A 17,652-nucleotide genomic window follows, 5' to 3' on the forward strand; every position below is an offset into this window, starting at 1 on the left:
TTGTGCCTGTCAGGTTAAATTTGAGCTAAATTCTTCTCAGCCCAAATTCTTTTTCCATCAAGTAAAGTTTCAAATGGAGTACGACCACAGCACATTTTTCCTTGATGAGTCCGTTCAGTATTATAGAATTTTAGCCAATCGTCTAGATCAATCTGCAATTCTTCCAATGAGCTATAAAGCTTCTTTCTGAATGTAATTTGATAGAACTCCTGTAATATCGTCTTATGGAAACGTTCACAGATTCCATTTGTTTGTGGTGAGGCAGCTTTAGTCTTCGTATGATCAATGTCATTGACGGCTAAATACAACTCATAGTCATGTTGTTCCACCTTACCGCAGTACTCAGTACCTCTGTCTGTAAGAATGCGAAGCATTGGTAAATCCTGAGATTGGTAGAAAGGCAATACGCGATCATTCAGCAAATCCGCCGCTGTAATCGGTGTTTTAGTCGTGTATAGCTTGCAATGAATGACCTTGCTATAAGTGTCGATAAAAGTTTGTTGGTAGATCCGTCCGACACCTTTGAGATTCCCGACATAAAAGGTATCTTGCGCACCTAAATAGCCTGGATGAGCTGTTTCAATTTCACCACATGCCACATCATCTTCACGCTTACGTTCAAGAGCAGCAATCTGATGATCATTTAGTTCGATACCATCCTGTGCCACTTTGGCTTCAAGTGCTTTTAAACGCTTCTTAAAGTTCTCCAAATCATGGCGCAGCCAAATAGAGCGAACACCACTCCCTGAAACAAATACACCTTTCTTGCGTAATTCGTTACTGGTACGATGCTGACCATAAGCTGGGTATTGAATTGCGAAATCAATAACTGCCTGTTCTATAGCATCATCTACACGATTTTTTAGATTTGGTACTCGACGGGACTTATTGATTAATGCATCAATATCACCGGACTGCACTAACTCCTGATAGCGATAGAAAGTATCTCTAGATACACCCATCACTTTGCATGCTCTAAAAACATTCTGAAGTTCTTCGGCTAAATTGAGTAAGCCTACTTTGTGTTTAATGATTTGATTGTTAGTATGCAACATAAGAAAGTTACCTTTGTTTGATTAAGATTTCGACACCTTTATCAAAACGGGTAACTTTCTCTTTTTCAAGAAGAATGTACGATCAAGTCTGAACTAATACAGATCAGAATGGTTATATCTGGCACACCACAGGTTCAGGCAAAACTTTGACTTCATTCAAAGCTAGTCAGATTATCATGAAAATACCTGATGTTGAGAAAGTGCTGTTTGTAGTAGACCGCAATGACTTGGATACGCAGACGTCAAGGGAATTCAACGCATTCAAAGCCGAGAGTGTCGACAGTACCGATAGTACGCACACCTTGGTTAAACAACTTGATCAACGCCATGACAAATTGATTGTCACCACCATTCAGAAGCTCAACCGAGCCATCAGTAATGATGGCTATGCAGAATACATCGACTACCTGAAAGACAAAAAAGTGGTATTCATTTTTGATGAATGTCACCGTAGTCAGTTTGGCGATACACACCAAAACATCAAGAAGTTCTTCAGTAATGCACAGATGTTTGGCTTTACGGGCACGCCCATTTTTGAAAAGAACAGCCAAAGCAAAGCAGGCTTAAAACTGACGACAGATTACCTGTTTAATGAATGTTTGCATAAATACGTGATTGTTGACGCCATCCGTGACCGTAATGTCTTGCAGTTCCAAATCGATTACCGAGGCAAGTACACAGCCAAGGGAATGCAACAAAACTTTGACTATGATGACGAAGTCGAAGGCATTGATACCCAAGAGCTCTATGACAATCCTCAACGCTTAGAAATGATTGCCCGCTACATTGTCAATATCCATGATACCAAAACCCGTAATCGTGAATTCACGGCTATGTTCTGTGTCAGTTCAGTCGATGTGTTGACACAATACTATGAACTGTTCGAAAAGGTACAAGCAGCCAAGCAGATTGAAGACGAAGCTCAAGGACGTATTTTCAAGCCTTTGACCATTGCAACCATCTTCTCCTATTCTGCCAACCAGTCCGTACCCAATGAGGATCTGAACGGCCTGATTGACGAGGAAGCAGCAGAAGTTCCAAATCAGGTCAACCAGTCCAACAGAGACAAGCTAGATCGCTACATTGCCAAATATAATCAGCAATTCAATACCAACTACAACTCAGGCGACCAGTTCTACTCCTACTACCGAGATATTGCAGATCGAGTCAAGAAAAGACAGATCGACATTCTACTGGTGGTAAATATGTTCCTGACTGGCTTTGACTCCAAACCTCTGAATACGTTGTATGTCGATAAAAATCTAAAATATCATGGATTGATTCAAGCATTCTCTCGTACCAACCGTGTCTACAATGATAAAAAACCATTTGGCAATATTATCTGTTTCCGCAATCTGAAACGTGCCACAGATGAAGCCCTTGCGCTCTTCTCCAACAAAGAAGCCAAGAAGGTCGTACTGGTTCCAAGCTTTGATGAGATCAAGAAGGATTACGAAGAAGCAATCAGCAAGCTTTTCTCCCTCACGCCTGATTACAAATCAGTGGATGATCTAGTCACAGAAGAACAGCAACTGGAATTTATCAAGGCTTTCCGTGAAGTCATGCGTTACAACGCTCAACTACAGACGTTCGTTGAGTACGATCAGGATCAAACTGGGCTGAACAAACAGCATTTTGCTAACTTTGCATCTAAGTATGCTGATCTATGCAAAGATGTGAGAAAGACCACCAAGAAAGAAAAAGTATCGGTACTGGATGATGTCGACTTTCAGCTTGACCTTCTACACAGTGACCGAATCAATGTCGGCTACATCATCAATCTACTACAACTCGTTATTGATACGGACTCGGATGAAAAGCGCAAGAAGTACCAAGCTCAAATCCACGATCTACTAGGTAGTGATATTACGCTACACAACAAGCAAGACCTGATCCAAAAGTTCATCGAACAAAACATGCCGAAAATGATCAATGGTCAAAGCGTCAAGGAAGTCTTTGCTGAATACTGGGATGCTGAAAAAGAACAGGCTTACCAACATTTGTGTCAGGAAGAGAATCTCAAACCTGAAATCATGAAAAGTGTCCTAGACAAGTATGAGTTCACTCAACGTTTGCCACGCAAAGAAGAATTGAAAGATTTGCCAAACTACAAGGTCAAGCTGTTTGAACGTGAAAACGTATTCACCAATCTGATGACGAAGACTAGGCAGTTGATTGAGAAGTTCTACACAGGCATGTAGTTCCTTGCTGACACCCCCTCAGTAAAGAACTTATTGAGACAATTCCCCAAGGAGAATTCGGAAAAGTCCTAGACCTCTAGGACAAAACAGTAAGATCCCAATTCTTCAAGAATCTTCCCACTCCATCCCATTTCGCTGCTCACAGCATTTTTGATGCAAAACACTACGGATGATCAAATCTGTTGCTCTCATCGAATTGAGCGTCAGTGAAATGGTTTTGGTGGGTGGTTTTCACAATTCTGTATCCTAGAACAACGGACTATCATGCAAAATGGACCACAAGCGGTCTATCAAAATCCGATGGTCTGAAACCCATTAGGCAGTAAAAACCCCATAACTCAAAGAGTTACGGGGTTCGAAACTGGTGGGCCCAGACAGACTTGAACTGTCGACCAACGGATTATGAGTCCGCTGCTCTAACCAACTGAGCTATAGGCCCTATATAGGCTGAATTTGTTATATTTCAACTAGTTCAGGCGCATTGAATACTAGCCAAGATTAGATCAAAAAACAAGTACTTTTCTTGCTGCTTGCACACTTAGCCAGCAATCATTTTTTATCTTTAATAACTGTTCTGTTTAGGATTTAAGACTTCAGTCTAAGTTGAGCTAGCAAAAGCCTCATATGACATCTATATTTTCTATTTAAAATAAAGAGAGCTGTGCTAATTATTCGAATATCAAATTAATAAATTGATCGCTTTTACGTCTCAACACAATCATAACCAATAAAAATACCAACTATTATTTATAGAAATACAATCCCAGAAGATATTCTTTAAAAAGTTATAAAGATTAAAATTCCGATTCCAATTTCTCGTCTTTACGCAAATCCATATAGATTTCGATTAAAGACCATACAATAACCAGTGCTAAAAGAAGCATTGAGAACATGAAAGCTGTAATATACGTCATAGGTTTCAATCTCAAAGAGAAAATGACCAGAAAATAGAAAAGACACAATTTCTTCTTTTCTTCGACAAAAGTCTAATAACTAAAATTTGTGCTGGATAGTCATTTTTTCATCATTTTAAGACTTATTTTATATAAGATGATATATGCTAATGATTATTAAGTATTTATTTATATCTTTCAGGTCTTAAAAACTATTGAATATACTTTTTTGATCTTGGATTTTTCATATTATTAATGAATTTGAAATAAAGCCTATTGACTGTGAATAAGAACAGGAAGAAATTATGCAGTTCATACCGTTAGCTCTTATTTCTTTCTATTTATGCTCAACAAATTTATTGGCGAATCTGCATTTAAACTTGCCGGTTGGCAATATCATGTCGAACCTGATGTGCTCGAAGATAAACAGGTCATTGTTGGATTTGAACATACATCCATGATGGATGCGGTTTTATCTTTGGCGCTCTTTAAGATGTATGACATCAAAATTCATACCCTGATCAAGAAAGAACTGTTCAAAGGCCCAATGAAACCAATTCTGGAAGCCATGGGTGGTATCGCGGTCGACCGTAAGGCGAATAAGGATATTGTCAGCGTAATGGTTGAACATTTTCAAAATAATGAAAAATTCAATCTGGTGATCGCACCTGAAGCCACCCGTGCCAAAAATGGTGAAACGCGTAAACCGATCCGTACCGGTTTCTGGCATATTGCCAAAGCTGCCAATGTGCCAATTGTGCTTATGTATGCCAATTCCAAGACTAAGCAAGGGGGGATTTTTGGCAAAATTTATCCGACTGATCTTGCACATGATCTGGCTTTAATCAAGCAGCTCTATAAAGAGAATGTTGGTCTGGATATTATTATCCCGGAATAAACACTCCATAAAAGGGCTTGAGAATAATATTTCTCCTGCCCTTTTCTTATTTAGGTATTTTCTCAGCAAACATTTTCTTAAGTTTTTATTTACATTTATTGCTTTGCCTTTCTGTTTTACTGCCTATTTTTTTGGCATTATCATTAAATCTCAAATCCAGACTCTTTTTTCAAAAAAAGAGCTTATGGTAGAATCGGCGCAATTCGATAGGCATACAGCCAATCTACAAGGAGCATATTTCGCATGGCGGGTCATTCCAAGTGGGCCAATATTAAGCATCGTAAAGCAAAACAAGATGCCAGTCGTGGTAAGTTGTTTACCAAATACATTCGTGAATTAACAACTGCTGCCAAACTCGGTGGCGCTGATGCGGGTAGTAATCCTCGTCTACGTGCTGTTGTAGAAAAAGCATTATCTGTAAACATGACACGTGATGTGATCAATCGCGCGATTCAGCGTGGTGCCGGTGGTGAAGATAACGACGATCTGAAAGAAGTAACCTATGAAGGTTATGGCGTAGGCGGCGTTGCAGTTATTGTTGAAACTATGACAGATAACCTGAACCGTACGGTTCCTGATGTACGTCACTGCTTCACTAAAACTGATGGTAACCTCGGTACCAACGGTTCAGTATCCTTCCTGTTCACTAAACGTGGCGAGATTACTTTTGAAGATGTGTCTTTAGAAGATCAAATCATGGAAGTAGCGCTTGAAGCGGGTGCTGAAGACATTGAAGTGGATGAGGATGAAATCCTGGTCATCACCACGCCAGAAAGCTTCGGTACAGTACAAGATGCTTTAGCTGCTGCAGGTTTAAAATCTGATAACGCTGAAGTGGTGATGAGCCCATCTACCAAAGCTGAAATCACAGATATCGACCAAGCGAAAAAAATCATGAAAATGATTGATATGCTTGAAGATCTGGATGATGTTCAAAACGTTTATACCAACGTTGAATTCTCTGATGAAGTTTTAGCACAACTCGATGCCTAATCCTCTATGAGATCAAAACGCACCTTCGGGTGCGTTTTTTTATTGACTGAAAATAATAATTAAGAATTTAAACCTTATTTAAAAGACCACTACAGTTAAAGACATTATATTCCTTAATCACGAAGCTGGAATGCAGCGCTACAACATGCTCGATCTTACCAATTCTACTTAATAGAATCTGACTATAATTTTCCATATCAAGTGCCACAACTTCGACAATAAAATCCGCAGACTGTCCTGTCACCAGGAAAGCGTTAATGACTTCCGGAATATTTTCTAATTCTTCTAAAAATTTGGCAAAAGTATCGCTATCATGCTTGCTCAAGGAAACCTGCAACAGCACATGCAGGCTAAAGCCCAATTTTTGATAATTAATTTCGCGCTTCAAGCCACTGATAATATTATGATCGATTAAATGTTTGATCCTGCGGTGCACCGAACTCACAGATAAATTTACTCTTTCAGAGAGTTCATTTAGATTGACATCTTCATGGGTCAAAATTTCAAGAATATGCTTATCAAAACGATCTAATTCCATCTCTAATCTCTTGCCATTTTATTTAAATACATCATCATTTAACTCTTAGTATTGTGATTTTTTTCGTAAATTACCAGTTATTTGAAAAAAAATGCCAGACACATCTCAATGACCAGTTTTAAGCCATGTTTATGGTCGTTCGTCGTATAAAACAAATTTTCGATAAGCGACGCTTTTAAATAAATCATTCTTATTTATCACTAAACTATTTATGAATAAAAACTATAAAGCTGATAACTGAATTTGCAAAGCATGATTAATCCAACTTAGATTTACACTTGTATAGAAATTAAATAAGAATAGAGCGGTTTATCTAAAACACACAACAAACATAACAAGATAAAAATTCGCAAAGAACGGTTATGGCTTTTAGTATTCTTAGTTCAATTAAAACTAAACTCAGTCCCGTGCTCACGACAGAGACGTAAAATACGAGTTTACTCAGCGGTTTATTGGGTGGCAGTCTTTCTGGCATTATTGGTTCTATTACAGGTTCTACCCCTCTCCCCCCCTCCCTGGATTCTCTCTTAAACAGCCTGCTTTCTGGCAATAGTTTAAATTCCAGTTCCCTCACTGATTTAATTAGCCAATTTACAGGCACAAATGCTTCTAAACTTGATATCAATAATTTAATTAGCCAGTTAACGAAAGCCAATGGTGGCAGTTTCGACATAGGTTCAGTCAGCAATCTGCTTAGCAGCTTAATGGGTGGTAATACCTTAACCCTGGATTTAAATGCAGTTATCAAATTGGTCAGCGGATTGATGGGTGGCAGTGCTGGCAATCTGGATGTTAGTAAAATTGCTGAACTGGCTAGCAACTTATTGCAAGGTGGTGATATTGATATTACTCAAATTACCCAACTATTGAGCGGTCTGATCGGTTGTTCAGGTGGATTAGGCGGCATTGATATAGGAGCAATTGCAGGCCTCGTCGATGGCTTGATTCAAGGTGGCGATATTGATATCGCACAAATTGCTGAACTGGTAAGTGGCTTAATTGGTGGTTCTGGCGGACTTGGCGATGTAGATATTAATCAAATTGCCAACCTAGTCGGTGGTCTCATCAGTGGCAATGCCGCTAGTAATCTCGACATCGGTGCAATTGTTGACTTGATCAGCGGATTGATCGGTGGCTCAACAGGTAGTTTAGATACCAGTTCAGTCAATCTGTTAGCCAGTAACCTAATGAGCAATGCAAGCAGTAATCTTGATATCGGTGCTATTACCAATTTGCTCAGTGGTCTAATTAGCAATTCAGGCAATATCGATGTTGGCACCATTGCGCAAACTGTAGCGCAAAGCCTGATGCCACTGCTTGCATCGATTGATACAGGTAATTCATCCATTGATATGAGAATCAACTTACCCAAGTTTTACCAACAGTGGTTGGTAGTGTGACTACATTGATATCTACAATCAGTTCTGCAGATTCAGGTAATGTGCCAGACACCATCGCGGATGTACTAAAAGGCATCAATCCACTATTGAATCTATTAGCGAATAGTGACGTTCTTGATGCTGATCAGGCAGAAATCGTAAATACGCTTTACGATGTCCTGAATGGCGTACAAGTGGTACTGGACTTTGTGAATAACCCATCACTACTCACCTTATCCAGCGACCTCAACAATGTGATTACCGCACTAAAACCTGTGATTGCGCTGATTGATAGCGAAGGTCAATTCTCGGATCTTCTGGATGGTGTTCAGTTTCCTGAAATTGGCGACCTGCTCGGGTCACTCGGTTCTGACGTGCCAAGCTTAGATGGTTTAGGTCTGGATGCATTCACGGATAGTCTTGGCAATTTAGTCGGCAACAACTCATCCCTACAACTGCCTGATCTTAGTGAATTGATTTCCGGTATTAGTAATACTGATACGGGTACGAATATCAGCATTACTGAAATCATCCCAACCATTAAAGAAACCATTACCAATATCTCAAGTGGCAGCTCTCTGCCGAAGTTTGACTTTAGCTCACTGCTCAGTGGCTTCAATAAACCAAGTGATATTGATCAGACCAGCCCTTGGGGTTAATTCTAATCTCATCAAAAAACACGCTTTATGCGCGTTTTTTATATTTCATCTTTATTTTATACACCACGCCAATCAACACGGGCATTACGCTCATTACGATACATCTTTTGAATATATTGCCCTAATGGCAACTCAGCCAGATGACTTTGATATTCCCGGTATTCATCCGACATTGACTCAAAGCTTTCCCGCTCCCACGGTGTTCCAGAAATTGCCAGTAAAGGTGCCAGGATGGAACAGACAGCAATATCGGCCAGAGAGAAACGTGAACCGACCAGATAAGCCCCGTCTTTTTCCACACGGATCTGGTTAAGCTGCTCAACCGAATCCTTGATAAATTTTTTGGACTGTTCCAGTGTTTCTTCAGTTAAGGCATAACCCTTGGTCAAAATGGTTTTTAGCAAGGGCTTGGAGAATTTTTCAAACTGGCGCAGATAGCCTTTTTCCCCAATCAGAATATCCATCGATTCATGGTCATGCGATAAAGCCTGAGCCAGCATCCAGCGACGCACATGGCAGCCTAATTCCTGAGTGATTTCATCAATATCTAGTGCCTGCTGACGCGAGCTTGCTTCTGCAGGTAGCAGACGGTGTTCAGGATATTGCTCATCCAGATATAGGGCGATTTTGGTCGAGTCCGCAATCCATTGTTCCTGATCACGCAGAATCGGTAAACGGTTTTGTGCGGTTTTCAGGCGGGCAAAGGCACGATGGGCACCCGGCATCAGATTTTGCGCAACATATTCCAGCTCTTTGTAATCCAGCATCCAACGTGCCTTTTCACAAAAATGAGAAAGTGGAAACTGGTATAAGATGCGCATAAATTCTCCATACTTGTTTTTAGGTCAAATCGCATTAAAACCATCTAATTTAGTCGGATACTTTAGTCACCCCAGACTGGAAATACAATGAACTTTTTATTCAAAATAAAGATGTTGCTTATTCAACACGACGATGAGTATTTTTATACATTTTTTTGTCTTGATTATTTATAAAGCAGATATGCACCGCTTTAAACTCATCTTTAAAAAACAAGGAAATATTAAAAACCTATTTAATTTTAATCAGTTACTATATTCCAAATTTATAAGAATCTAGCAGTTTTTATCTTAAATAGCTTTTTTCATAAGCTTTGCAAAAGCGATTGCTTAACTACATAAAGCTTTCGCTGTAACGTTTTGGCATCGATTTAGGATGTCATTATGTCTCGTTTAACTTCTGAAAAAGTTCATATCATCGAAAATGATCTCGACGCGATTAATGCTGCTTATCAGGTTGCAGACTTTGCCCTGGAAGGTCGTAATCAGCGTGATCAGCAACGTCTATTACCTTTTGCTGAGATTGACCTGTTCAGCCAGAAAGGTCTGGGCGGCATGCGCATTCCGAAACAGTATGGCGGTGCATTTGTTACCAATAAAACCCTGGCGCATGTATTCCGGATTATTAATAAGGCTGACTCTAGTGTTGGACAGATTCCGCAGAACCAGATTGCATTACTCAACATGATCCACATCATGGGCACAGAAGAACAAAAACAGTTTATTTATAACGAAATTCTAAAAGGTAAGCGTCTGGCGAATGGTGGCCCGGAACGAAATACTAAAGATACTAAAACCTTGGCAACCACACTTACCCTTGAAAACGGTCGCTATTTTGTGGATGGCGAGAAATTCTATTCAACTGGCAGTAGCTTTGCCCATTGGCTGGCGATTAAAGCGATTCATCCAGAAGGCCATGTAGTACTAACCATTGTCGACCGCAATGCTGAAAGTGTGGAAGTGATCGACAATTGGAATGGCTTTGGTCAATGCACGACTTCGAGTGGTACCGTCAAACTTCAGCATGTCGAAGTTGATCGGCTATTGATTTTTGATGAGCGTCTGTTAGGAAATCAACCAAGCTACCGCGGTGCCTATTCCCAATTGATGCAGGTCGCGATTGATGTCGGCATTGCCGAAGCTGCTTTTGCCGATACGCTGACTGCCGTACAAAAAGCACGTCCAATTGTCGATGCTCAAGTCGAAAAAGCCAGCTTAGAACATTATACCCTGCAGGAAGTTGGCAAATCTTCTGTGCTGCTCGATGCCGCGATTTTACTGCTGGATGAAGCCGCTGAATATCTGGATGAACTGGATCAGCTGGAAACTGTGACTGATGAGCAGGCAGCCAAAGCCTCAATTCTAGTGGCTGAAGCCAAGGTTTATGCCAATGATGCAGCTTTGCATATCTCAGAAAAATTACTGGAATTGGGTGGAAGTCGCTCCAGCCTCAGTCAGCACAATCTTGATCAGCATTGGCGTAATGCACGTGTGCATACCCTGCATGACCCGATCCGCTGGAAGCTGCATGCACTCGGGGATTATTACCTGAATCATAAACTCCCTGCCCGCCACGCCTGGATTTAAGGATATTTGCCATGACTTCATTTCAAAACATTATTCCATTTCAATCCGAGCAGCTGGCGCAGGCTCATATCATCAAATCTGATGAAGAAGCATTGGAAATTGCCCGTAATCTGGCTGAACAGTTCAAGATTAATGCGGTACAGCGTGATGCTGAACGTATTCTGCCTTTCGAAGAAATCGAGGCTTATAGCCAGTCCGGACTCTGGGCGATTACTGTACCTAAAGAATATGGTGGTGCAGAAGTGTCTAGCTATACGGTAGCACAAGTCATTGCCCTAATGAGCGGTGTGGATGGATCAATCGGTCAGATTCCGCAAAACCATTTCTATAGTCTCGAAATCCTGCGCAATAACGGCACGGAGGAACAAAAACAGAAACTCTATGCCGAAGTCTTAAAAGGTGCTCGTTTTGGTAATGCCCTAGCTGAATTCAAGACCAAGACTGCTGCACAGCGTCAAACCGCGATTCGCAAAACCGAGCAAGGCTATGTCATTAACGGCGAAAAATTCTATTGCACCGGCAGCCTGTTTGCGCACCGTATTCCGACACTGGTCGTGGATGAAAGCGAGCAGCAATTCCTGGCTTTTGTGCCACGTGACAGCGAAGGTCTCACCTTGATTGATGACTGGAGCGGTTTTGGCCAGCGTACCACGGGCAGTGGTACAGTGAAATTCGATAACGTACACGTGCTTGAAGAAGATGTGGTGCGTTTTGATACAGCCTATTCCCACCCAACCATTTCCGGACCTTTTGCACAATTGCTGCATGCTTCCATTGAAACCGGTATTGCCCGCGCTGCATTTGAGGAAACCTTAAACCGTGTACGTCAGGCACGTCCGTGGATTGATTCTGGTGTAGACAATGCTACAGATGATCCACTGACCAAATTTGAACTCGGTCGTGTCGTAACAGATGTACGTGCTTCCGAAGTCTTGCTCAAACAGGCTGGCCGTTCCGTTGCTGCTGCTAAAGCTGACCCAACTGAAGCTAACGTTGCCAAAGCCTCACTGGATGTAGCCAAAGCCCGTGCACACAGTAGTGAAACTGCTTTAAAAGCATCATCAAAACTAATTGAACTGGCCGGCAGCCGTGGCAGCCAGCGCGAAGATGGTCTGGATCGTTTCTGGCGTAATGCCCGCGTACATACCCTGCACGATGCTTCGCGCTGGAAATATTATTTTATTGCCAATTATTTACTGAATGGTGTTCTGCCTCCACGCCGAGGGACATTGTAATGACAATTACAACGACTAATCCAAAAGCGAAAAAAATCTTACTGAACGCCTTTGATATGAACTGTGTGGGACATATTAATCATGGCTTGTGGACTCATCCGAGGGATGAATCGCATCGCTTTAATGAGCTGAGCTACTGGACTGATTTGGCAAAAACACTGGAAAAAGGCTTGTTTGATGGCCTGTTCATTGCCGACATTACCGGGGTGTATGACGTCTATCAAAATGGCATTGATCTGACTTTAAAAGAATCAATTCAGTTACCCAGCCATGATCCAAGCACACTGGTATCTGCCATGGCAGCTGTCACTAAAAATCTCGGTTTTGGGGTCACGGTGAATCTCAGCTATGAGTCGCCATATCAGTTCGCCCGCCGTTTTGCCAGTCTGGATCACCTGACCCATGGCCGTATCGGCTGGAATATTGTCACCGGTTATCTGGACAGTGCACAACGTCTGATTGGTGAAAATGGCCTGAAAGACCATGATCTGCGCTATGAACAGGCCGAGGAATTTTTACAGCTGTGCTACAAGTTCTGGGAAAGCTCCTGGGAAGATGATGCTGTCTTAAAAGATAAGCAGCAGCGTATCTTTACTGATCCAGCCAAGGTGCATCAGATCAATCACCAAGGCCAGTTTTATCGCAGTCAGGGCGTATTCCAGGTTTCCCCTTCTGTTCAGCGTACGCCGGTACTATTCCAGGCTGGTGCATCACCGCGTGGTATGGCTTTCGCTACCCAGCATGCTGAAGGCATGTTTATTGGTGGTGAACATCCAGACAAGATCAAGAAACAGGTCGATCAGATTCGTCGTCAAGCGGTTGAACAAGGCCGTGATCCTGAAGCAATCAAAATTTTTGTCGACATTACCGTCGTGACCGCTGAAACGGATAAACTGGCACAGCATAAACTGGATGAATACCGTGCTTATGCCAGTCCTGAAGCTGGTCTTGCCCATTACTCAAGTTCTGTCGGAATTGACCTGTCCAAATTTGCCGATGATGAACCGATCCCCTACAAGAAGACCAATAGTATTGCTTCGGTAAATAACAAGTTCAAGGAACAACAACTTACGCCGAATGATCTGAAAGCGCAGCATGTGCTCGGTGGTCGTTATCCACTGATCGTGGGTAGCGGCGCAACGGTGGCAGAAAAGCTAATTCAGCTGATTGATGAAACTGGTATCGATGGCTTCAACCTGACCCGCACGGTGGCACCTGAATCACATCAGGATTTTATCCAATTAGTGATTCCTGAATTACAGCAGCGCGGACGCTATAAAACTGAATATGAACAAGGCAGTTTCAGACACAAGCTATTTCAGCAAGGAGACCGCTTACCTAGTGCGCATCCAGTGCAGCAATTCCGATGTCAAAGCTCCACCTCAACAGCGAACACGAACCTAAAGCAAAAACAATCAGCATAAATTTATTTTGAGGTGCAACATGGCACAAACCGTTAAAACAAAATTCACCATTATTGGGGTGATTATTGCCGCCGTCATTATCGGACTAGTGGTGTGGAACCAGCAAAAGAAATCTGGTTCGGATGAACTGGTGATTGGGATCAGCCCATCTTTTGCTAAACCTTTACAGGTGGCAGCAATTGAGGCCAAACAACAAGGTGTAAATGTCAAACTGGTCGAGTTCTCGGACTGGAATACTCCAAACATTACCCTGAATCATGGCGATATTGATGCCAACTTCTTCCAGCATCAGCCATTTTTGGATAATGCCAAGAAAGAAACTTATTTTAAAATCAAGGCATTTGCCAAAGGCGCAGCCACACATGTGGGCCTGTATTCCAAGAAAATTAACAGTCTGGATAAGCTAAAAGACGGCGCGAAAGTTGTGGTGCCAAACGATCCAGTCAACCAAGGCCGTGCTCTATTGTTATTACAACAGGCTAAACTGGTGACTTTAAAAGATCCGAATAACCATCTTTCCAGCCTGAAAGATATTGCAGTGAATCCGAAAAATCTGCAATTCGTTGAGGTTGAAGGTCCGCAAACTGCACGTGCCATTGATGACGTTGATCTGGCTTTCGGTTACCCGCACTATCTACGTCTGGCTAAAACAGCTGATCCAGAACAGGCATTGCTATTTGACTCTAACAAGGACAACCGTTACGCGATCCTGTTTGCCGTACATGAAGACTATCAGGACAAAAATGACAAGCTGAAAAAATTTGTTGAAATCTATCAGAACTCACCTCGCGTGAAGGAAGCACTAGATGCTGACTTTGGTGCGAAGCTCTGGTTCCCGGGCTGGAAATAAGGTGAATACTATGGTGAGTTTTGGTTCTCAGGTGGCGTTTTCCGTCCCACATATCAAAATCCGTGACCTGAATAAATACTATGAGGTACAAGGTAAATCGGTACATGCCTTGAAAAACATCAATCTGGATATTCCTGAAGGCAAGATCTTCGAGATTATCGGGAAAAGTGGTGCGGGGAAATCCTCGCTGCTACGTACCCTAAATGGTCTGGAACAGATCAGCGAAGGTCATATCCATATCCATCAGCAGGATTTAGCTGGCTTAACCCATGCTGAACTGATCCAACTGCGTCAGCGTATTGGCATGATTTTTCAGCACTTCAACCTGATGTCTGCCAAAACCGTCTGGGAAAATGTAGCTCTGCCTTTAAAAGTTGCAAATTATAAAAAATCAGACATTGATGCGCGTGTAAACGAAGTACTGCAACTGGTAGGCTTAAGCGAAAAAGCGCAGAACTACCCTTCTCAGTTATCCGGCGGACAAAAGCAGCGTGTCGGCATTGCCCGTGCGCTGGTGCATCATCCGGAAATTCTACTCTGTGATGAAGCCACTTCTGCACTAGACCCAGAAAGCACTTCAGTGGTGCTGTCTTTACTGAAAGAAATCAACCAGAAACTTGGCATCACTATTGTACTAATCACCCATGAGATGCAGGTCATTCGTGAAATCTGCGATCAAGTCGTCGTAATTGAAAAAGGTGAAATTGTTGAATCCGGTGAAGTCTGGTCTGTATTCTCCAATCCACAGCAACAAATCACCCAGGAACTGCTGAATCTGGAACAATTGGAACTGCCATTTGCGATCAGTCCTGAAGTGACAGCTGATACTACGCATAGCATTATTAAACTGCGATATGCCTCTAGTGTTCAGCATTCACCAGATTTGAAAGTGATTTTCGAACAGTTCGAGCATCCGGTGCATCTCTATCAAAGTCATATCGACAGCATCCAGAATCATCTGGTCGGTAGCCTGATTGTCGCGGTTGCTGATCTGAATCTGGATACCGATTTACTTCAGCAAAAATTAAAACAACACATTGCACAGATTGAGGTGATTGGCTATGCACGACCAACTCATTGATTTATTACTAACAGGAACCACCGATACCCTCATCATGGTTGGTGTATCCGCAATCGTTGCCTTTTTGATTGGTTTACCGATGGCGGTAGTGTTAGTCAGTACGTCTGAACATGGTATTTACCCATCTAAACCCATTAATCAGGCTTTGGGCTGGGTTGTGAATATTAGCCGTTCGGTGCCTTTCCTGATTTTGATGGTGGCGCTGATTCCTATTACCCGCTGGATTGTGGGGACCAGCTATGGTGTCTGGGCAGCCGTTGTACCTTTAACCTTAGCGGCGACTCCTTTCTTTGCCCGGATTGCTGAAGTAAGCCTACGTGAAGTCGATAAGGGGCTGATAGAAGCGGCTCAAGCAATTGGCTGTAACCGTAAGCAGATTATCTGGCATGTGCTATTGCCTGAAGCTTTACCGGGGATTGTGGCTGGTTTTACCGTCACTTTGGTAACCATGATTAACTCCTCGGCGATTGCCGGTGCGATCGGTGCAGGTGGGTTGGGTGATATCGCCTATCGTTATGGCTATCAGCGTTTTGATATGCAGATCATGCTAGCCGTGATTGTGGTGCTGGTAATTCTGGTCATGCTAGTTCAGGCCACTGGTGACACCCTATCGAATCAGCTCAATAAACGTAAAATTTAAAAACATCTATTTCATAAGTTTTCAACAAAGCATCCAGCCATGACCTGACTTTGTCATGGCTTTCATGTAAAATCACTGGCAATTTTTATATAACGCTTTGTGAGTTATTTCATGGGTTTTAATTGTGGTATTGTAGGCCTGCCTAACGTTGGTAAATCTACGCTTTTCAATGCATTAACTAAAGCTGCAATTGCTGCGGAAAACTTCCCATTCTGTACGATTGAACCAAACACCGGTATCGTGCCTGTGCCTGATCCACGCCTGGACAAACTTGCTGAAATCGTAAAACCACAACGCGTGGTACCAACTACCATGGAATTCGTGGACATCGCGGGTCTGGTTGCTGGTGCATCTAAAGGCGAAGGTCTGGGTAATCAGTTCCTGGCGAATATCCGTGAAACGGATGCAATTGCTCATGTTGTCCGTTGTTTCGAAGATGAAAACGTGATTCACGTCAACGGTAAAATTGATCCGCTTGATGATATCGCAACGATTAACACTGAACTTGCTCTAGCTGATCTTGAAACTGTGACTAAAGCAGTGACTCGTTTGGCGAAGTCTGCCAAAGGTGGCGATAAAGAAGCTGTAGCCACTAAAGCCGTTCTAGAAAAAATCCTACCTCTTCTAGATGAAGGCAAACCTGCCCGTGCAGCAAATCTGGATGATGACGAACGTAAACTGGTTCGTGGCTTTGGTCTATTAACACTTAAACCAACGATGTACATCGCTAACGTGGCAGAAGACGGTTTTGAAAACAACCCGCACCTCGATGCGGTACGTGAACTGGCAGCTGCTGAAAATGCAATCGTGGTTCCACTTTGCAACCAGATCGAAGCTGAAATTTCATTGCTTGAAGATGAAGACCGTGCCGAATTCCTGGAAGCAATGGATATGGAAGAGCCAGGTCTGAACGTGGTAATCCGCGCAGGCTATTCACTGCTAGGCTTGCAAACTTACTTTACTGCCGGTGTACAGGAAGTTCGTGCCTGGACGGTTAAAGTCGGTGCTACTGCCCCTCAAGCAGCGGGTGTCATTCATACTGACTTCGAAAAAGGCTTCATTCGCGCAGAATGTATTGCTTATAATGACTTCGTACAGTACAACGGCGAAGCTGGCGCTAAAGAAGCTGGTAAATGGCGTCTAGAAGGTAAAACTTATATCGTTCAGGACGGTGACGTTCTACACTTCCGTTTCAACGTATAAGTTTAAAACCAAAGAAAAGCCCCAAATCTGGGGCTTTTTTTGTTACCAAATTTGATTTCTTGCCATTTTCATACGCATCTTTACACCTTATTTATAAAAATCTCACCTCATAACATTAATGATAACAATTCTCATTGTATTTAATGCAACTCAAGCGTATTTTAAAATTTAGTCGAAAATTCCACTCACTTAATCACG

Annotated in this window: 14 protein-coding genes, 1 tRNA gene and 1 pseudogene; 12 read left to right on the top strand and 4 right to left on the bottom strand. The window is 42.3% G+C overall.

Going from position 1 to position 17,652, the window contains the following annotated elements; translation table 11 throughout:
• Nucleotides 1-14: 14 nt before the first annotated feature.
• Nucleotides 15-1,055: an IS481 family transposase gene (locus RJ01_RS08075; RefSeq protein WP_034170684.1), complete on the bottom strand. Its 1,041-nt coding sequence runs from the start codon at nucleotides 1,053-1,055 to the stop codon at nucleotides 15-17.
• Between the two features lie 95 nt (nucleotides 1,056-1,150).
• Between RJ01_RS08075 and RJ01_RS08080 the strand changes: the two are divergent.
• Nucleotides 1,151-3,256 (top strand): annotated as a pseudogene (locus tag RJ01_RS08080) (type I restriction endonuclease subunit R); the annotation flags it as partial.
• 362 nt (nucleotides 3,257-3,618) lie between these two features.
• Here the strand turns inward: RJ01_RS08080 and RJ01_RS08085 are convergent.
• Nucleotides 3,619-3,695 (bottom strand) — tRNA-Ile (locus RJ01_RS08085).
• A 797-nt stretch (nucleotides 3,696-4,492) separates the two neighbouring features.
• Between RJ01_RS08085 and RJ01_RS08090 the strand changes: the two genes are divergently transcribed.
• Together RJ01_RS08090 and RJ01_RS08095 are read left to right on the top strand one after the other, a co-directional pair.
• Entirely contained in the window at nucleotides 4,493-5,047 is a 555-nt protein-coding gene (locus RJ01_RS08090; protein WP_004784088.1) for a 1-acyl-sn-glycerol-3-phosphate acyltransferase, read from the top strand.
• 243 nt (nucleotides 5,048-5,290) lie between these two features.
• The gene (locus RJ01_RS08095; RefSeq protein ID WP_004784089.1) at nucleotides 5,291-6,040 is read left to right on the top strand and encodes a YebC/PmpR family DNA-binding transcriptional regulator; all 750 of its coding nucleotides are present in this window, start codon (nucleotides 5,291-5,293) and stop codon (nucleotides 6,038-6,040) included.
• A 67-nt stretch (nucleotides 6,041-6,107) separates the two neighbouring features.
• Here RJ01_RS08095 and RJ01_RS08100 read toward each other — a convergent pair whose 3' ends face one another.
• Complete coding sequence (locus tag RJ01_RS08100) at nucleotides 6,108-6,578, bottom strand: Lrp/AsnC family transcriptional regulator (protein ID WP_034170685.1); 471 nt, start codon at nucleotides 6,576-6,578, stop codon at nucleotides 6,108-6,110.
• Between the two features lie 452 nt (nucleotides 6,579-7,030).
• Between RJ01_RS08100 and RJ01_RS16110 the strand changes: the two genes are divergently transcribed.
• Both RJ01_RS16110 and RJ01_RS16115 read left to right on the top strand, forming a co-directional pair.
• Nucleotides 7,031-7,978 (top strand): hypothetical protein, encoded by a 948-nt coding sequence (locus tag RJ01_RS16110; RefSeq protein ID WP_152606027.1) that lies wholly within the window; start codon nucleotides 7,031-7,033, stop codon nucleotides 7,976-7,978.
• Complete coding sequence (locus RJ01_RS16115) at nucleotides 7,975-8,616, top strand: hypothetical protein (protein ID WP_227504410.1); 642 nt, start codon at nucleotides 7,975-7,977, stop codon at nucleotides 8,614-8,616. The genes RJ01_RS16110 and RJ01_RS16115 overlap by 4 nt, the downstream gene beginning before the upstream one ends.
• Before the next feature lie 56 nt (nucleotides 8,617-8,672).
• Here RJ01_RS16115 and RJ01_RS08115 read toward each other — a convergent pair whose 3' ends face one another.
• Entirely contained in the window at nucleotides 8,673-9,437 is a 765-nt protein-coding gene (locus tag RJ01_RS08115; RefSeq protein ID WP_034170687.1) for a glutathione S-transferase family protein, read from the bottom strand.
• A gap of 381 nt (nucleotides 9,438-9,818) precedes the next feature.
• Here RJ01_RS08115 and RJ01_RS08120 point away from each other — a divergent pair, with 381 nt between their 5' ends.
• The 7 genes from RJ01_RS08120 to ychF all read left to right on the top strand — a co-directional run bounded on the left by RJ01_RS08120 (nucleotide 9,819) and on the right by ychF (nucleotide 17,454).
• A complete protein-coding gene (locus RJ01_RS08120; RefSeq protein ID WP_034170688.1) occupies nucleotides 9,819-11,021 on the top strand; it encodes an SfnB family sulfur acquisition oxidoreductase in 1,203 nt (400 codons plus the stop codon).
• Between the two features lie 11 nt (nucleotides 11,022-11,032).
• Entirely contained in the window at nucleotides 11,033-12,256 is a 1,224-nt protein-coding gene (locus RJ01_RS08125) for an SfnB family sulfur acquisition oxidoreductase (protein ID WP_034170689.1), read from the top strand.
• Entirely contained in the window at nucleotides 12,256-13,680 is a 1,425-nt protein-coding gene (locus RJ01_RS08130; protein WP_034170690.1) for an LLM class flavin-dependent oxidoreductase, read from the top strand. The genes RJ01_RS08125 and RJ01_RS08130 overlap by 1 nt, the downstream gene beginning before the upstream one ends.
• Before the next feature lie 19 nt (nucleotides 13,681-13,699).
• Entirely contained in the window at nucleotides 13,700-14,530 is an 831-nt protein-coding gene (locus RJ01_RS08135) for a MetQ/NlpA family ABC transporter substrate-binding protein (protein WP_034170691.1), read from the top strand.
• Nucleotides 14,531-14,540: 10 nt separating this feature from the next.
• On the top strand, nucleotides 14,541-15,611 hold the full coding sequence (locus tag RJ01_RS08140) for a methionine ABC transporter ATP-binding protein (protein ID WP_034170692.1): 1,071 nt from the start codon (nucleotides 14,541-14,543) through the stop codon (nucleotides 15,609-15,611).
• Nucleotides 15,592-16,251 carry a methionine ABC transporter permease gene (locus RJ01_RS08145; protein ID WP_034170693.1) on the top strand — a complete coding sequence of 220 codons (660 nt, stop codon included), beginning with the start codon at nucleotides 15,592-15,594 and terminating at the stop codon, nucleotides 16,249-16,251. Before RJ01_RS08140 ends, RJ01_RS08145 begins: the two co-directional genes overlap by 20 nt.
• A gap of 111 nt (nucleotides 16,252-16,362) precedes the next feature.
• Entirely contained in the window at nucleotides 16,363-17,454 is a 1,092-nt protein-coding gene (gene ychF / locus RJ01_RS08150) for a redox-regulated ATPase YchF (RefSeq protein WP_034170694.1), read from the top strand.
• The last annotated feature ends 198 nt before the right edge of the window (nucleotides 17,455-17,652 follow it).

Origin of the sequence: Acinetobacter sp. YZS-X1-1, from assembly GCF_000804305.1 — a bacterium.
Lineage (GTDB): Bacteria > Pseudomonadota > Gammaproteobacteria > Pseudomonadales > Moraxellaceae > Acinetobacter > Acinetobacter variabilis.

What these genes read in the sequence shown, in the direction of transcription:
- RJ01_RS08075 (WP_034170684.1), bottom strand. Translation starts at nt 1,055, where the DNA reads ATGTTGCATACTAACAATCAAATCATTAAACACAAAGTAGGCTTACTC.
- RJ01_RS08090 (WP_004784088.1), top strand. Translation starts at nt 4,493, where the DNA reads ATGCTCAACAAATTTATTGGCGAATCTGCATTTAAACTTGCCGGTTGG.
- RJ01_RS08095 (WP_004784089.1), top strand. Translation starts at nt 5,291, where the DNA reads ATGGCGGGTCATTCCAAGTGGGCCAATATTAAGCATCGTAAAGCAAAA.
- RJ01_RS08100 (WP_034170685.1), bottom strand. Translation starts at nt 6,578, where the DNA reads ATGGAATTAGATCGTTTTGATAAGCATATTCTTGAAATTTTGACCCAT.
- RJ01_RS08115 (WP_034170687.1), bottom strand. Translation starts at nt 9,437, where the DNA reads ATGCGCATCTTATACCAGTTTCCACTTTCTCATTTTTGTGAAAAGGCA.
- RJ01_RS08120 (WP_034170688.1), top strand. Translation starts at nt 9,819, where the DNA reads ATGTCTCGTTTAACTTCTGAAAAAGTTCATATCATCGAAAATGATCTC.
- RJ01_RS08125 (WP_034170689.1), top strand. Translation starts at nt 11,033, where the DNA reads ATGACTTCATTTCAAAACATTATTCCATTTCAATCCGAGCAGCTGGCG.
- RJ01_RS08130 (WP_034170690.1), top strand. Translation starts at nt 12,256, where the DNA reads ATGACAATTACAACGACTAATCCAAAAGCGAAAAAAATCTTACTGAAC.
- RJ01_RS08135 (WP_034170691.1), top strand. Translation starts at nt 13,700, where the DNA reads ATGGCACAAACCGTTAAAACAAAATTCACCATTATTGGGGTGATTATT.
- RJ01_RS08140 (WP_034170692.1), top strand. Translation starts at nt 14,541, where the DNA reads ATGGTGAGTTTTGGTTCTCAGGTGGCGTTTTCCGTCCCACATATCAAA.
- RJ01_RS08145 (WP_034170693.1), top strand. Translation starts at nt 15,592, where the DNA reads ATGCACGACCAACTCATTGATTTATTACTAACAGGAACCACCGATACC.
- ychF (WP_034170694.1), top strand. Translation starts at nt 16,363, where the DNA reads ATGGGTTTTAATTGTGGTATTGTAGGCCTGCCTAACGTTGGTAAATCT.